The following is a 14368-nucleotide window of genomic DNA, read 5'->3' as shown; positions in this document are numbered from 1 at the left end:
TGTGGGGATTCAGGATGGCTCAATTTCTTTATACGTCGAACGGCAATTACGACTTCGAAAAATCCGAGTTAAAATATCAACAGCCAATCACCACGGAAGCTAGGACGCTCGACTTTGGTCCTGGATCGGCAGTGCAAGGGTATGATTTTTTTGGAGACGAATTTATATACTTGGTCGATGGCCCGGAATTAGTAGCGCATGCCCTTCCCTTCAACCTGACGACCCGGTCTGCCGGTCTCTATGGCGATTCCAGCGACTTCGATTACGTCACGCGGATCACTGGCGGAAATTTCGGGGATATGTTTCGCACCGGCGACGGTGACGACGCCCTGAATGGCGGCGGCGGCAACGATGTGCTGGAGGGCGGTCGCGGCAGAAACACCTTCGATGGCGGCACGGGTACGAACACGCTGAGCTACGAGCATTTCGATGCGCCCAGTTTCGACGATTCGTATGGTGTGGGCATCGACATGGTGAGCGGCACAGCCAGCGATGGCACTGACAGCATCGTCTTGGATACATTCTCGAATATTTCTAACATTCGCGGCACGCAGTATGCCGACACCATTGAAGGCGACGCGGCAAACAACGTCATCGAAGGCGGTGCAGGCGTAGACGATATGATCGGTGGCAATGGTATCGATACGTTGAGCTTCAAACATTCGAGTGCTGGCGTGATTGTTGATCTCCGAGAAGGTGACGGCTTCGGCGGTGACGCGGAGGGAGATACATACGAATTGTTCGAGAACATCCTCGGCAGTACGTCCATTGATGTGCTTTACGGAAACGGCGACGCCAACACGCTGAACGGCAATGGCGGTTCCGACGAATTGTATGGCCGGCGTGGCGACGATCGCCTCGTCCTCAGCAGCTCGCCCGCGAAGGTGCAGGGCGACGAGGGAACGGACCTGCTCTTCATTCTCAAGGACAGCACCGTCGAGCTCACCGACGTCTCGTTCACCGGCTTGGCCAGCATCGAGAAGGTCTATGTCCGCGACGGGGCAACCCTCAGCATGTTGGGTGTCGATGTCGGCACGAAGATCTATTCGCAGAGCCTGGCCGATGGCGGCTCCACGATCACCGGCACGGACGGAGCCGACCGCATCGTGGCCGGAAAGGGCGGCGACGACATCACCGGCGGTCAGGGTGGCGATGCCCTCTTCGGCGGCGCGGGCGCCGACACCTTCGTCTTCGCCGCGGGCGATGGCCGCGACGTCATCCGCAAGTTCGACGCGATCAACGACAAGATCGACCTCAGTAGCCTCGACGGCGACACGGATGGCCTGGACGTCCGGTCGTTCCAAGGCGGCGACAGCACGCTCATCACCCTGACCCGCGAATCCGGACCGACCGACAAGATCATCTTGATCGACGTCGCGTTCGGTACCCTGTCGGAGGGTAGCTTCATCCTCTGACGCCCGAACCGTCATCCAGCCTGCCCGGTCGCGTGATCCCAGCGCGACCGGGCTATCGCCTATGCCGAGCACTGTCGTCGACAACGGTCCTTTGGCATGCGGGTGCTGGCCGGCCGCATCGAGGACACGGTCGCCTCCGGCCGGGGCTGAGGACGGCATCCTGCCCTCGCCCCCCTTCGGTGCGGCCCGGCGCGAGGGTGGCGCCGCTCGTCACCCGCCCGCAAGGGGGGGGCAGCTTTTGGCTCGGAAGGGCTTTATCCGGCTTTTTCCAGATAAAGCCATAACTGTATTTTAAATGGTAGAGTCATATCGAAGCATAGCGGTTTTAGCGCGAACCTGTTCTGTGGGTGATCAAGATGGCTCAATTTCGTTATACGTTGAACGGCAACTACGATCCCGAAAATTTCAATATTGGATATCAATCATTAATCAACACGGAGGCCAGGACGCTCGATTTCGGCCCTGGTTCCGTGATTGACGGATATGAAGATTCTGGAACTTCTCTTGTGTACTTCTTGGATGGGCCGGGGATTGAATATGAGGACCAGATCTTCCAACTGACGACCCAGATGGCTGGCCTCTACGGCGATTCCAGCGACTTCGATAAAATCACGCGGGTCACCGGCGGGGATTTCGGGGATGTGTTCCGCACGGGCGATGGCGACGACGTCCTGAACGGCGGCGGCGGCAACGATACCCTGGAGGGCGGTCGCGGCGCCAACACCTTCGACGGCGGAGCCGGCACGAACACGCTGAGCTATGAGCATTTCGATGCGCCCAGTTTCGGTGATTCGTATGGTCTGGGCATCGACATGGCACGCGGCACAGCCAACGATGGCCTAGGGACCATCGTCGCGGATACATTCTCGAACATCGCCAACATTCGCGGCTCGCAGTATGGAGACACCATTGACGGCGACTCGGCGAACAATGTCATCGAAGGCGGCGATGGTGCCGACTATCTCACCGGCGGCGGCGGCATCGATACGTTGAGCTACGCGCATTCCGAAACAGGCGTGACCATCGATCTTGAGCAAAGAATTGGATCCGGTGGCGACGCGGAGGGGGATGACCAATGGGGGTTCGAAAGCATCCTCGGCAGCACGACCGATGACGTCCTGTCCGGAAACGGCGACGCCAATACCCTGAATGGCAATGGCGGTTCCGACGAATTGTACGGTCGGGATGGCAACGATCGCCTCGTCATCAGCAGTTCGCCCGTGATGGTGGATGGTGGCGAGGGGACGGACCTGCTCTTCGTCAACAAAGGCAGTGCCGTCGCCCTGACCGACGCTTCGTTCACCGGCTTGGCCAGCATAGAGAGGGTCTATGTCCGCGATGGGGCGGCCCTCAGCATGACGGGCGTCGATATCGGTGCGAAGATCTATTCGCAGAGCCTGGCCGTTGGCGGCTCCACGATCACCGGCACGGACGGCGCCGACCGCATCGTGGCCGGAAAGGGCAGCGACTACATCACCGGCGGCAAGGGCGGCGATTCCCTCTTCGGCGGCGCGGGTGCCGACACCTTCGAGTTCGTCTCGGGCGATGGTCGCGATGTCATCCGCAAGTTCGATGTCACCGAGGATGTGCTCCACATCGGTGTCATCACGAGCAGCATGGATGACGTGAAGATCGGATCGTTCCACGGCGAGGCCAACACGATCATCACCTTCACGGGTGACACCGGAGCCTCGAACAAGATCATCCTGCTCGGCGTCACGGCCGATTCCGTGACGGAAGGCAGCTTCATCTTCTGACGCCCGCGCCGTCCTCCGGCCTGCCCGGTCGCGTGATCCCCTCGCGACCGGGCAGGCGGGTCGAGCGTCTCTCTATTGGGCGCGGCGCGACAACGACACCGCATAGGCCGGCGAGCGAATCGCGAACATCGGGTCGTCGGCCGGGCCGGCGATGCCGGCGGGGAGGTCCACCACCGGATCGAACGTGGCCGCGTCACAGGTGGCGGCGGGCTCGAGAGCCGTGATCGCGAGTGTGCCGAGCGTCGTGCTCTTGCGGCTGTCCTCGGGCCACAGAGCGGTCGGGTCGGCGGTGGGGTCGCCGGCCTCGCCGTGGATCGCCACCAGGGAGAAGGTGGCCGGCCCCTTGGCGAGGCGGTCCTTCAACTCGTCGGCATAGAAGCTGTCGGGCTTGGCCTTGAGATCGTCTTCGCTCAGGCCGAGCTGTCCCGCATCCGCGACGGTCTTCAGCTTCACCACCTGCGCCTCGCCCTTGGCGTTCGTCAGCGTATAGGCATGGACGCCCCAGTAATCGACGCCGGCATAGCTCGCCGGAACCGGGCGCGCATTGAGCCAGGCCGCCTGTTTCGTGGTCTCCGGATTGGCGGCGGCGAAGGCCTTGACCTTCTCGGCATCGGGTTTGCCGTCGGGCCCGGGCGCGCGGACGGAGACGAAATCGAACAGCTGCTGGGGCGTGCGCGCCGAGAAGACCGGCGCGGAAATGATGACGAGGACGAGGTCGCCCGCCGGGTCGCGCAGGCGCATGGCGAAGCCCCGCGTCACCGGCTTGGCCTTGTCCGACACGTTCGGATTGCTGCCGCCCATGGAGAAGCGCGCGGTCACCGGCACAGTCTTGGCGAAATGCGGTGCCTTCGACAGCCCCGCCGCCTCGGCCGAGGGCGTGAACTGCCCGGTGAGGCAGACGCCCTTGGCGCCGCTGGCCCGCACGCCGGGCTTGTTTCCGCCGGCCACGAACTGGCCGTTGACGATGGCGGCGGCATCCGCCTCCTCGGCTTGAACCGGGGAGGCGAGGGCGAGCGCCATGGCGCAGCCGGTGGCGACGATCGTAGATTTCATGGCGCTGTTTCCCCCGTCGCCCGGCTCGCATCGGCATGGGCCGGCAAAACTCGATGGCGCACAATCGAATTATAATATGTACAGGGTAACGGCGGCGTGACAAGGACCGGTTCGTCGGGACCGACCCCCCGAGAGCCTGTTTAAGGTGTTTGTCCAAGGCTTCACCTCATCCTGAGGCGCTCGGCTTGGATGATCGACCTTGCCATGGGCATTCGCCGATCAATCCAATCAAATTGCTGACGGATTCAGGCCTCGGCCTCGGCCCGGACCCGGTGGAACACCTCCAGATGCCCCGGCTCCGGCGGGGTGCCCCGCACGCGCGCGAAGGCGAGGCGGAAGAGGTCTTCGGGGTCGCGCTCGGACAGGCGCACGAGCGGCGCCGCGTCGACGGCCTCCGCGACCGGATCGGCCGCCGCCGTCACGCGGGTATCGACGATGCGGACGGGGAAGCCTTCGGCGATCCGGTCCACCTCCGCGCGGTGGCCCGGCCCCAGCCCCTCGCGGGCGAGGCGGACCTGGATATAGGGCCGCTCCTCCATCGGCAGGGCCGGGTCGAGGCCCAGCGCCTTGAGATGGTCGCCGAGTTCGGAGAGCCGCATGTCGCCGCGCGGCGGCAGGCGCAGGAACGGAACCGGGCGCGGGATCGGGATGTGTTCCACCCGGGCCGGTCCGTCGCCGAGGGTGACGAGGCTGACCCCATGCGCGTAGGGCTGCTCGGTGGCCGAGAGCGGGATCAGCGAGCCGGAATACCGCACCATTCCGCCGCCGATGGTCTGGGCCTTGTGGAGATGGCCCAGCGCCACGTAATCGGCCTCCACCGGGAACACGTCGGGCGGCACGGCGTGTTCTCCCCCCACCAGGATGCGGCGCTCGGCCCCCTCCGATTCGGTTCCCCCGGCCACGTGCAGATGCCCGGTGAGGAGAAGCGGCAGGCCGGAGAGATGCGGGGCCGCCGCCTCCATCACCTGGGCGTAGAGGGCCCGCACGGCCCGGACGATGGGGGAGCCCTCCTCCCGGCGCATCTGCGGCAGGCAGGCGGCGGTGGGATAGGACACGGCCAGGATCTGGGCCGCCACATCGCCGTTCCTGAGGATCGGAACGAGATGACGCTCGATGGACAGGGCGCCGTCGCGGCGGCGGACATTGCCGATGACCCGAACCCCGATGGCCTCGAGGATCGGGCTCGGCGCTTCGAGGCGCCCGGCCGCGTCGTGATTGCCGGCGGTGAGGACGATGGTCATGGAAGGGCGCGCCCGGTGCAGGCGCACCAGCACCTCGTAGAGCAGCGCCTGCGCCTCGCCCGACGGGTTCTGGCTGTCGTAGACGTCGCCCGCCACCACGAGGGCGTCGACCTCGTGGCCGACGACGATGGCTTCGAGATGGGCCAGCGCCCTCGCATGCTCGTGGGTGCGCGAATAGCCGCGCAGTGACTGCCCGATATGCCAGTCGCCCGTATGCAGCACGCGGATCACGTCATCGCCTCCAACTCGCCCGGACATCGTCTGTGCGGCGAGGAGGCTTGTAGCGCGCCGCCGCCACCGGTCCCACCCGGCGGCCCGCAACCGCTCGTCGGATAGCCGCTTAACGGCAGACCGTCACGTTCTTGACCACCCAGCCTTCGCCCGCCTGCCACAGCTTGCGGCGGCTGCGACCACAGCGGAGTTCGTCCGGCTCGGCCGATGTCCAGGTGACGCCGGGCGCTTCCGTCGAGCTGGTCTCGGCGGCCTCCTTGGCGAGGGATCCGGTGGCGACGGGCGCAGCCTTCGTCTTCACCGTGTTGGCCTTCACCGTCCGCGACCTTTTGGCAATCTTCGTCCGGGAGGCTCCGGTCTTGGCGGAGTCGACGGCCTTGAGCGCTGTCGACGATTGGGCGGGCTTCGGACCCGCGAAAGCGGGTTTCTCCCCCGCGAGTGTCAGCCCGAAGGCGAGCGTCAGGACCGACGCGCCGAGGCGTGCGAAAGAAGAGATCGGCACAGAATTCGTCCGTCTTCCAAAGATGTGATGGTGTTGAAATGCAGCGCCTTATGTCGATGCGGACGGATATTTTTGCAATCGCAAGGATCGATGAAATCGGACATCTCCCGCATATTCTCGCGGCATGATGAAAGGTCGGTGGATTCTCCCTTCCCGGACCGTGCCGCCGGTCCGACCGGACCGCAATGCTGATGAGCGACGGCCCGGCGTGACGGCGGCCCCTGGTCTTGCTAAGTCACCGCCCAATCTTGGCTTTAGTCCTCGCGCCCTGGCGAGCGGCCCATCTTTGAGTACCTCATGTCCGAACGCCCCCTCATCGAGCGTCCCACTCTTCCCTTCAGCCGGCGGACCCTGCTGAGCGGCGCCGGCGCGACCCTGGTCCTGGCCGGTTCACCGCTCGCCGCTCTGGCCCAGGTCCGTGGCCGCCTCGCCATTGAATCCGACGACGGATACGGCCCCTATGACGACGACCGTCTCTACCGGGACGAGGCCGGACGGCTCTATCGCCGCCGTGGCGGTCGCTACGAGCCCTATCGCGAGCGCGCCACCGCACCGCGTTTCGAGGACGACCCCGATTCGGATCCCTATGCCGATCTGAACGCCCACCGCCGTGCCGAGCAGCCGCCGGCGAACCAGGGCAACCCCGTCTCGCGTCCCGTGGATAATGGTCCGATTGACTACGCCCGGGCCTATGCGGCGATCACCGACGAGCCCTTCCCGGTTCATGCCTTCAACTGGCGCAAGGCGAACCCGAACTTCCTGCGCCAGGAGATCGCCTATACGGGCGCGGAGCCTCCGGGCACCATCGTGGTCGATCCGCGCGCGCACCACCTCACCCTGGTTCAGCCCAACGGGCGGGCGCGCCGCTACGGCGTCGGCGTCGGCAAGCAGGGCTTCTCCTGGTCCGGCGTCTCGACGGTGAATTCCAAGCAGATGTGGCCGGATTGGTATCCGCCCAAGGAGATGATCGCGCGGACGCCCAAGCTCGCCCGCTCGGTGACCCAGCTCCAAAGCGGCCTCGGCGTGCCCGGCGGCTCCCGCAACCCGCTCGGAGCGCGGGCGCATTACCTCTGGCAGGACAACAAGGACACGCTCTACCGGATCCACGGCACCCTGGAGCCCGAATCCATCGGTCTCAGCGTCTCGTCCGGCTGCATCCGCATGATCAACCAGGACGTGATCGACCTCTACGGCCGCGTCGAGATCGGCACGCGGGTAGTCGTGCTGACCTGAATCCGGTCATCGCCGGCGGGCGCCGCCCGCCGGATTCCACCCCGGCGCCGGCATCCGGGGCCGTATGAGTGTCACGACAGCGCGAGCGTCACCGTGCTGCGGCCCGGGAATCGGAACTTCCCTCGCCTCTCTGGCTTCTTCCCGTCACAGGGTGTGCGCTGAGCGCCGCCCACGATCGGAATTCAACCGGAGTTATGACGTCATGGCAAAGAGTTTGAGCGGGCGTACGCGCGTCGATGGGGATCGCCTGAACACCCCGACCGATCTCGCCCCCGAGGCGACGAAGAAGATCGCCGAGGGCCTGACCGTGCTGCTGTCGGACCTCTTCGCCTTGTACGTGAAGACGAAGAACTTCCACTGGCACGTGAGCGGCCCGAACTTTCGCGACTATCACCTGATGCTCGACGAGCAGTCGCAGCAGATCTTCGCCATCATCGACGATGTCGGCGAGCGCGCCCGCAAGATCGGCGGCACGACCCTGCGGTCGCTCGGTCAGGCCGCGCGGCTGTCCCGCGTCGAGGACAACGACGCCGAGTATGTCAGCCCCCTCGAAATGCTGGCCGAGCTGCGCGACGACAACAAGACTCTCACCGCCAACATGCGTGAGCTCCACGAGGTGACGGACGAGGCCAAGGACGTCTCCACCACCAGCCTGCTGGAAGAGTGGATCAACCAGTCCGAAGAGCGGACATGGTTCCTCTACGAGGCGACCCGCAATGCCACCGAGGGCGGCCACTAATCCTCACCGTCTCCGTATCGAGACATGAAAAAGGCCCCGCATCGAAGGATGCGGGGCCTTTTTCCGGTCGTCTCCAGCAGGTGGCCGGAGCGGTGACAGCCTCACAAGGCGAGGGTGATCTCGCCTTCGCGGACGGCGCGCTCGGCTCCGCCGGCCTTGATCCGGTAGAACGGCTCGCCGGTCTGGTCCTCGGGAACGAGGCGGACGATCTCGAAGACGTCGGTCGGATCGGCCTTGAGGTCGGCATAGCCGATGCGCTCGCGGCGCACGCGCTGCCCGAGCTTGAATTTATGGGCCATGAGATATGCCTTTCTGAGCGGACGCAAACGGTTCTGCGTCCTCGGACGGGTATTCGTGGTCGCGCGTCGCCTTGCCGGAAGGCACAGGACCGAACATCGGCCTGCCTTGCGGAAAAGGACGAGATGGGCGGCAACCCCGTCCGGAGATGCCACCCTGCGCTCGAACCCACACGAAGGACCGAGCCAACCCATTGACCGTCGCTGCCCCGATCATGCCGGAGCGGCCACGACATCGCAGCCGGACAGCGCCATCATCGAACGTCATGTTCGGTAAAGCCGTCCGGTAGTTCGTTCCGAAACATCGGCTCTCGCAGGGCGGAATCCGCCGCGAGGCCGGAGACTTCGGAGGCGAATGCCTTACTTGCGCGCCTTCGCCTTGCGGGCGGCGTAGCGGGCATCGCGCTGCTGCTTCTGCTCGATGCGAGCGGCGGCGGCGAGGGCGATCTTCTCTTCGGCGACGCGAGCCGCTTCGATGGCCTGGCGCTCACGCTCGGCCTCGGCCTCGGCGACGGCCTGGGCGGCGGCAGCGGCGCGCTCGGCCTCACGGGCGGCGACGCGGATCTCGCGCTCACGGGCAATGGCTTCACGCTCGGCCTTGCGGGCGAGAACCGTCGGATCGTCAGCGGCCGGCCGGTCGCGGAAACGCGCCAGGGCGGCCTGACGGGCTTCTTGCGAAGCCTTGAGGCGGTCGGTCATGGAGTTTTCGTTGAATTGGCTCACACAGAATCCTGGTCTGGGAAGCGGCCGGGAACGACCGCGGGACAGTGGACGAGGCTCCGAACCGAACCGGTCGGGAGATGGATAAAAACGCAGGAAGCCGCTCTCCAATGGAGAGCGGCTCCTTGTCCAATGTCAGGCTCTCGTAGGAGCCTCACATGGCCCATATGCGATATGGTTCAGGCGGCCTGGAGATTGCCGGCGGACTGCTTGCCGCTGCGCTTGTCGGTTTCCATTTCGTAGGAGACCTTCTGGCCTTCGGCGAGACCACGCATTCCTGCGCGCTCGACAGCGGAGATGTGCACGAACACATCGTTGCCGCCGTTATCCGGCTGGATGAAGCCGAAGCCCTTTTGCTCGTTGAACCACTTAACAGTACCGACAGCCATCATAATCCTTCGCCCTTGCGGGCATCATAGTTCGGAGGTCCGCACGAAGATGTACGGCCTTCTCCGTTGTCTCGATTCGCACCCGACTTCCACTCTGCGAAAGCTCTTTGGCTCACACAGATGAAAATCTGATCACGCTTCGATCTCTGTTATGTACTCTCAATGGCGGGATTTAGCAAATGCCATGAAAAACTTGGGTTTTATTTTCGAGCACGGAGAGAAATTTCCGCCGGTGCCGCGTCAATACGGGCGCTGATTTCGCTCTGCCGAGAGGCCTCATTCGGCCGGGGAGGAGCCCAGCGGCAGGTCCATCTGGGCGCTCTCGGTATCGCGCCCGCTGCGGCGGTCGAGAAAGCCGAGGATCGGCGAGACGCTTACCCCGTGCAGGACGATGGAGAGCAGGATGGTCAATCCCGCCGTGCTCCAGAGCAGGCTCGCTCCCTCGAAGGCCGCATGACCGGAGGCGTAGGCGAGATAGTAGATCGTGCCGAGCCCCCTGATTCCGAAGATGCTGATCACCGCGCGTTCGGCGGCGGGCTGATCGTGCCCGAAGAGGCTGATCCAGCCGCAGAGCGGCCGGACCACGAAGATGACCAGAAGCGCGAAGGCAACGCCCGCCCAGGTGAGGTCGCGCAGGAGTCCGCCGCCGATGGCGAGTCCGAAGCCGACGAGAAGGATCATCATCGTCAGGCGCTCGAACGCTTCGGCCGACCCGTGCAGCGCGTGATGGTAATCGTGGCCGTGGTCGGACCAGCGCATGGCCAGCGCCGCGACGAAGACGCCGATGAAGCCGTAGCCATGCACGGCCTCCACGGCCGCATAGGTCAGGCAGGTGATGCCGAGAGCGACGAAACCGTCGCCCGTCCGCGAGAGCCGTGCCCGGTTCGGCAGGTGGAAGGTCAGCCAGCCGAAGCCCCGTCCGATCGCGGCACCCAGCGCGACGCCGGCCAGGATCTTCCACACCAGCGAGACGCCGACCCATTCGGTCCACCCGGCGGCGCTCAGGCCGTTCGCGGCCACGAGGGCGATGGCGAGGTGGACGAAGGGGAAGGCGAGCCCGTCATTGAGCCCGGCCTCCGAGGTGAGGCCGAACCGCATATCGTCCTCGACGCCCTGAGACGGCGGGCCGACCTGGACCTCGGAGGCGAGGACCGGGTCGGTCGGCGCGAGGGCGGCCGCGATCAGGAGGGACGAGGCGAGGCCGAGGGCGAGGAGATGCGAGGCCAGGAACCCGAGGATCAGGATCGTCAGCGGCATGGCGAAGGCGAGGAGGCGCCATGTCACCATCCAGCTTTTCCAGCCGACCCTGCGGTCGAGCTTCAGCCCGGCCCCCATCAGCGAGATGATGACGACGAATTCACTGACCTTCTCGATCAGGCGCAGATGCTGCTGGGGCCGGGGGGAGAAGTCGGCGATTCCGGGGATCAGCGAGAGGCCGGCCCCGATCGCGACGCAGCAGATCGGCAGCGACAGCGGCAGCTGCCGAAGAACCATCGGCAGCCAGGCGGTGAGGAGCACGAGGGCGCCAAAGCCCCCGAGCATGATGACATAGGCGTCCATAACCCGCGATTCGTCCCTGTACGCTCTTCGCCGGAATCACCACGACCCATACGCAAGACCGATTGTTCACCGTCAGCATGTCGTATGGGAGCGACGCCGTTGCGGGCCGCTCCCGATCCATCCTCAGCGCGTGCCCGACCGCATCGTCATGTCGGGGTTGAGATCGACCCATTGGCGCGTCTCCGCCGCCCGGTAGAGCGCCTCGATCAGGCGGACGTCGCGCAGGCCCATCTCGCCGGGCGTCCGCAGCTCTCCGCCCTCGGCGATGATCTGCGAGAGGTGGTCGATCTCGCCGGTGAATTGCACCGCATCGCCCTCGGCCGTCAGCACTTCGTCGGCCCGCTTGGCGTCGCTGACGACGAGCCGGTTGCCCTGGTAGGCGGTGCCGGGATCGAGGGTCGCCACGCCCTTCTCGCCCCAGATGTCGATCCGCTTCTTGTCGGAGCTGTAGCCCGACGAGACCGTGGCGCGCCGGCCCGAGGGAAAGACCAGCTGCGCCGTGAACACATCCTCGACCTGCCCGAAACGCGGATCGCCTTCCGGCGAGTGCATCGAGGCCGAGACCGAGGACGGGCTCTCGCCGAAGAACCATTGCAGGCCGTTGAGGCCGTAGATGCCGATATCCACGAGCGATCCGCCGCCGGCCACGGCCTTCAACATGCGCCACTGGTCGCGCGGCCGCGACGGCTCCAGGGGGCGGTGGTGGTCGGAGGAGGCGAAGCGGACGTCGCCGAACTCGCCCTTGTCCATCATCGCCTTGGCGCGCAGGTTATGCGGCTCCCAATGGACCCGGTAGGCGATCATCAGGCGGCGGTCGGCGGCCTTGGCAGCGTCGATCATCCGCTGGCAATCGGCGGAATTGGTGGCCATCGGCTTTTCGCAGAGAACGTGCTTGCCCGCCTCCAGCGCCTTGATGGTCAGGTCGGCATGGGTGGAGTTCGGCGTCACGATGTAGACGGCCGCAATATCCTTGTTGTCGGCCATCTTTCCCATCGTGCCGTAATCGTAGATCCCCCCGGCCTCGACTCCGTAGCGGGCCGCGACGGCTTTGGCCTTGTCCAGATTGCCCGAGACGAGGGCCACGGTCTTCGAGCGGCGGGCCCGTTCCAGAGCGGGCAGAACCTGGGCCTGGGTGAAATCGCCGAGGCCGACCACGGCCCAGCCGAGATGCTTGTCGCGCGGCAGGGGCGGGGGCTGGTCGAGCTTGGGCTCCGGCCGGCCGGTGGGGGTGGTGGGGATCGCCTGCGAGGCGGCGCGCTCGGAAGCCAGTACACCGCCGATTCCGGCGAGGCTGCCGGCCATGAAGAGGCGGCGGGACGGCGTCGTATGCGAGGCGTCGGACATCGTATCTCCGGATCCAGGAGGGTTGAATCTCGCGGCCGGATCGAGGATGCCGCCCCCTGACAACGCATGACGCTCCAATCGGATTCCATCGGAACCTGCGGTGGAGGCGCGCGGGGCGGATTAAAACACGAGACCCATCTCGGCGGGTCTCGCGCGACAGGCGGTTTTTACTGGGACGTCGTTGTTACTTGAACGTCTTGCGGGGGTCGAAAGCGTCGCGCACGGCTTCGCCCGCGAAGATGAGCAGGCTCAGCATCACCGCCACCACGAAGAAGCCGGTCAACCCGAGCCAGGGAGCCTGGATGTTGTCCTTGCCCTGCGCCAGCAACTCGCCGAGGGAGGCCGAGCCGGGCGGCAGGCCGAAGCCGAGGAAGTCGAGGGAGGTCAGCGTCCCGATCGAGCCGTTGAGGATGAACGGCATGAAGGTCAGCGTCGCGACCATGGCGTTGGGCAGGAGATGCCGGCTCATGATGCGGATGTTGGAGAGGCCGAGCGCACGGGCGGCGCGGACATATTCGAAATTGCGCGCCCGCAGGAACTCGGCCCGCACCACGCCGACCAGGGCCACCCAGGAGAACAGCAGCAGGATGCCCAACAGCACGAAGAAGCCCGGCGCGATGAAGGCCGAGATGATGATGATGAGGTAGAGGGTCGGGATGCCGCTCCAGACCTCGATGAAGCGTTGCAGGGTCAGATCGACCCAGCCGCCGAAATAGCCCTGCACCGCCCCGGCGATCACGCCGATCACCGAGGAGACGATGGCCAGGATCAGCCCGAACAGCACCGAGATGCGAAATCCGTAGATGACGCGGGCCAGCACGTCGCGGGTGGTATTGTCGGTGCCGAGCCAGTGCATCTCCAGGCCCTCGCAACCCTCCCGGCCCGTGGTCTCCGCGCCATTCTGCTTCGCCGCCGCCTGGCATTGCTCGTCCGTGAGCATCCAGGTGGGCGGCGAGGGCGAGGGGGTCGGCAGCCCGTCGATGATCGTGTCGTAGGAATAGGGGATCGGCGGCCAGACCGCCCAGCCATGATCGGCGATCTCCTTGCGGGTCTCCGCCGAGCGGTAGTTCGGCCGCGCATAGAACCCGCCGAACTTTTCGTCCGGATAGTCGATCAAGACGGGAAACAGGATCTCGCCCTTGTACGAGACCACCAGGGGCCGGTCGTTGGCGATGAATTCGGCGAACAGGCTCAAGGTGAACAGGCCGACGAAGATCACGAACGACCAGAAGCCGAGCCGGTTGCGCCGGAAATTCGAGAGCCGCCGCCGGTTCAGCGGCGACAGCCCCCGTGCCGTCGGCACGAGGGGAGGCGGAGCGGCAACGGGGACGGCTTCCGCGGGGCGGGCGATCTCGTTCATGAGACCGCCCCTATTGGATTGTGCGTCAGCCGTCGAGACGGACGGCCGTTCCCTCGATCTCGTTGGGGCGCAGGCCGCCGGTCTTCTCGAGGTGGCGGCGCAGCAGGCGCACGTTGCGACGATTGGCCTTGAACGCGGCATCGAAGATGTCGCCGGCCAGTGGGACGGCACCGATCACCCCGTCGAAGGCCACGTTCATGGCCATGCGGGCGAGCAGCCATTTCGGCGCGCCGAGGCGGCGTGCCTCGTAGACGATGTAGGAGGCGAGCAGCATGCCCGCCGCATCGCCGATGATCGGAACGAGGCCGACCACGGCGTCCAGCCCCACCCGCCGGTTGATGCCGGGGATCACGAACGCCGAGTCCATGATGTGGGCGAACTGCTCCAGCCGCAGCAGCGCGGCCTCCCGGCTGTCGGGCTCGGCGCGGAAGCGTGTGGCGGTCCCATCGCGCCGGCCGAAGGGGTCGTTGGGCAATTCGCGAGTGGCGAAGACGGCGTCGTTGAAGGCCATGGCGGGGCTCCGGGGGA

General features: G+C 65.6%; 14 protein-coding genes. 4 read left to right on the top strand and 10 right to left on the bottom strand.

The features are described from left to right. Positions 1–14: 14 nt before the first annotated feature. Together ACYQR9_RS03930 and ACYQR9_RS03925 are read left to right on the top strand one after the other, a co-directional pair. Positions 15–1415 (top strand): calcium-binding protein, encoded by a 1401-nt coding sequence (locus ACYQR9_RS03930; protein ID WP_461228776.1) that lies wholly within the window; start codon positions 15–17, stop codon positions 1413–1415. A 356-nt stretch (positions 1416–1771) separates the two neighbouring features. Further along, complete coding sequence (locus tag ACYQR9_RS03925; RefSeq protein WP_461228775.1) at positions 1772–3172, top strand: calcium-binding protein; 1401 nt, start codon at positions 1772–1774, stop codon at positions 3170–3172. A 72-nt stretch (positions 3173–3244) separates the two neighbouring features. Here the strand turns inward: ACYQR9_RS03925 and ACYQR9_RS03920 are convergent, their stop codons facing one another. From ACYQR9_RS03920 to ACYQR9_RS03910, 3 genes are all read right to left on the bottom strand, one after another. Beyond that, positions 3245–4225: a catalase family peroxidase gene (locus ACYQR9_RS03920; RefSeq protein WP_461228774.1), complete on the bottom strand. Its 981-nt coding sequence runs from the start codon at positions 4223–4225 to the stop codon at positions 3245–3247. A 245-nt stretch (positions 4226–4470) separates the two neighbouring features. Then, the gene (locus tag ACYQR9_RS03915) at positions 4471–5697 is read right to left on the bottom strand and encodes an exonuclease subunit SbcD (RefSeq protein ID WP_207411059.1); all 1227 of its coding nucleotides are present in this window, start codon (positions 5695–5697) and stop codon (positions 4471–4473) included. Positions 5698–5806: 109 nt separating this feature from the next. Beyond that, positions 5807–6199, bottom strand: coding sequence for a hypothetical protein (locus ACYQR9_RS03910; protein WP_461228773.1), 393 nt, complete (start codon positions 6197–6199; stop codon positions 5807–5809). A gap of 297 nt (positions 6200–6496) precedes the next feature. On the opposite strand from ACYQR9_RS03910, the gene ACYQR9_RS03905 reads away from it, so the two are divergent. Both ACYQR9_RS03905 and ACYQR9_RS03900 read left to right on the top strand, forming a co-directional pair. Then, a complete protein-coding gene (locus ACYQR9_RS03905) occupies positions 6497–7432 on the top strand; it encodes a L,D-transpeptidase (protein ID WP_461228772.1) in 936 nt (311 codons plus the stop codon). Positions 7433–7634: 202 nt separating this feature from the next. Then, a complete protein-coding gene (locus tag ACYQR9_RS03900; RefSeq protein WP_461228771.1) occupies positions 7635–8171 on the top strand; it encodes a Dps family protein in 537 nt (178 codons plus the stop codon). Between the two features lie 101 nt (positions 8172–8272). Here the strand turns inward: ACYQR9_RS03900 and ACYQR9_RS03895 are convergent, their stop codons facing one another. From ACYQR9_RS03895 to ACYQR9_RS03865, 7 genes are all read right to left on the bottom strand, one after another. Further along, entirely contained in the window at positions 8273–8470 is a 198-nt protein-coding gene (locus tag ACYQR9_RS03895; protein ID WP_056422637.1) for a hypothetical protein, read from the bottom strand. A gap of 357 nt (positions 8471–8827) precedes the next feature. After that, positions 8828–9190, bottom strand: a complete 363-nt coding sequence (locus tag ACYQR9_RS03890; RefSeq protein ID WP_280136526.1) for a DUF6481 family protein — start codon at positions 9188–9190, stop codon at positions 8828–8830. 176 nt (positions 9191–9366) lie between these two features. After that, entirely contained in the window at positions 9367–9576 is a 210-nt protein-coding gene (locus tag ACYQR9_RS03885) for a cold-shock protein (RefSeq protein ID WP_056423281.1), read from the bottom strand. Between the two features lie 276 nt (positions 9577–9852). After that, positions 9853–11136, bottom strand: coding sequence for a cation:proton antiporter (locus tag ACYQR9_RS03880; protein ID WP_461228770.1), 1284 nt, complete (start codon positions 11134–11136; stop codon positions 9853–9855). Between the two features lie 123 nt (positions 11137–11259). Beyond that, on the bottom strand, positions 11260–12480 hold the full coding sequence (locus ACYQR9_RS03875) for a Gfo/Idh/MocA family protein (protein WP_461228769.1): 1221 nt from the start codon (positions 12478–12480) through the stop codon (positions 11260–11262). Positions 12481–12664: 184 nt separating this feature from the next. Then, positions 12665–13840 carry an ABC transporter permease gene (locus ACYQR9_RS03870; protein ID WP_461228768.1) on the bottom strand — a complete coding sequence of 392 codons (1176 nt, stop codon included), beginning with the start codon at positions 13838–13840 and terminating at the stop codon, positions 12665–12667. Between the two features lie 25 nt (positions 13841–13865). Beyond that, entirely contained in the window at positions 13866–14351 is a 486-nt protein-coding gene (locus tag ACYQR9_RS03865) for a DUF4112 domain-containing protein (protein ID WP_461228767.1), read from the bottom strand. Positions 14352–14368: the final 17 nt, after the last annotated feature.

The sequence above is a fragment of the Methylobacterium sp. CM6241 genome (assembly GCF_054817845.1).
The sequence above is the reverse complement of the archived record's forward strand: the minus strand, read 5'-3'. Positions and strand labels throughout refer to the sequence as shown.

Bases quoted from the DNA above. Each gene is read 5' to 3' on its own strand.
- ACYQR9_RS03900 (WP_461228771.1), top strand. From the start codon at position 7,635: ATGGCAAAGAGTTTGAGCGGGCGTACGCGCGTCGATGGGGATCGCCTG.
- ACYQR9_RS03865 (WP_461228767.1), bottom strand. From the start codon at position 14,351: ATGGCCTTCAACGACGCCGTCTTCGCCACTCGCGAATTGCCCAACGAC.
- ACYQR9_RS03930 (WP_461228776.1), top strand. From the start codon at position 15: ATGGCTCAATTTCTTTATACGTCGAACGGCAATTACGACTTCGAAAAA.
- ACYQR9_RS03925 (WP_461228775.1), top strand. From the start codon at position 1,772: ATGGCTCAATTTCGTTATACGTTGAACGGCAACTACGATCCCGAAAAT.
- ACYQR9_RS03920 (WP_461228774.1), bottom strand. From the start codon at position 4,225: ATGAAATCTACGATCGTCGCCACCGGCTGCGCCATGGCGCTCGCCCTC.
- ACYQR9_RS03905 (WP_461228772.1), top strand. From the start codon at position 6,497: ATGTCCGAACGCCCCCTCATCGAGCGTCCCACTCTTCCCTTCAGCCGG.
- ACYQR9_RS03875 (WP_461228769.1), bottom strand. From the start codon at position 12,480: ATGTCCGACGCCTCGCATACGACGCCGTCCCGCCGCCTCTTCATGGCC.
- ACYQR9_RS03885 (WP_056423281.1), bottom strand. From the start codon at position 9,576: ATGGCTGTCGGTACTGTTAAGTGGTTCAACGAGCAAAAGGGCTTCGGC.
- ACYQR9_RS03880 (WP_461228770.1), bottom strand. From the start codon at position 11,136: ATGGACGCCTATGTCATCATGCTCGGGGGCTTTGGCGCCCTCGTGCTC.
- ACYQR9_RS03895 (WP_056422637.1), bottom strand. From the start codon at position 8,470: ATGGCCCATAAATTCAAGCTCGGGCAGCGCGTGCGCCGCGAGCGCATC.
- ACYQR9_RS03870 (WP_461228768.1), bottom strand. From the start codon at position 13,840: ATGAACGAGATCGCCCGCCCCGCGGAAGCCGTCCCCGTTGCCGCTCCG.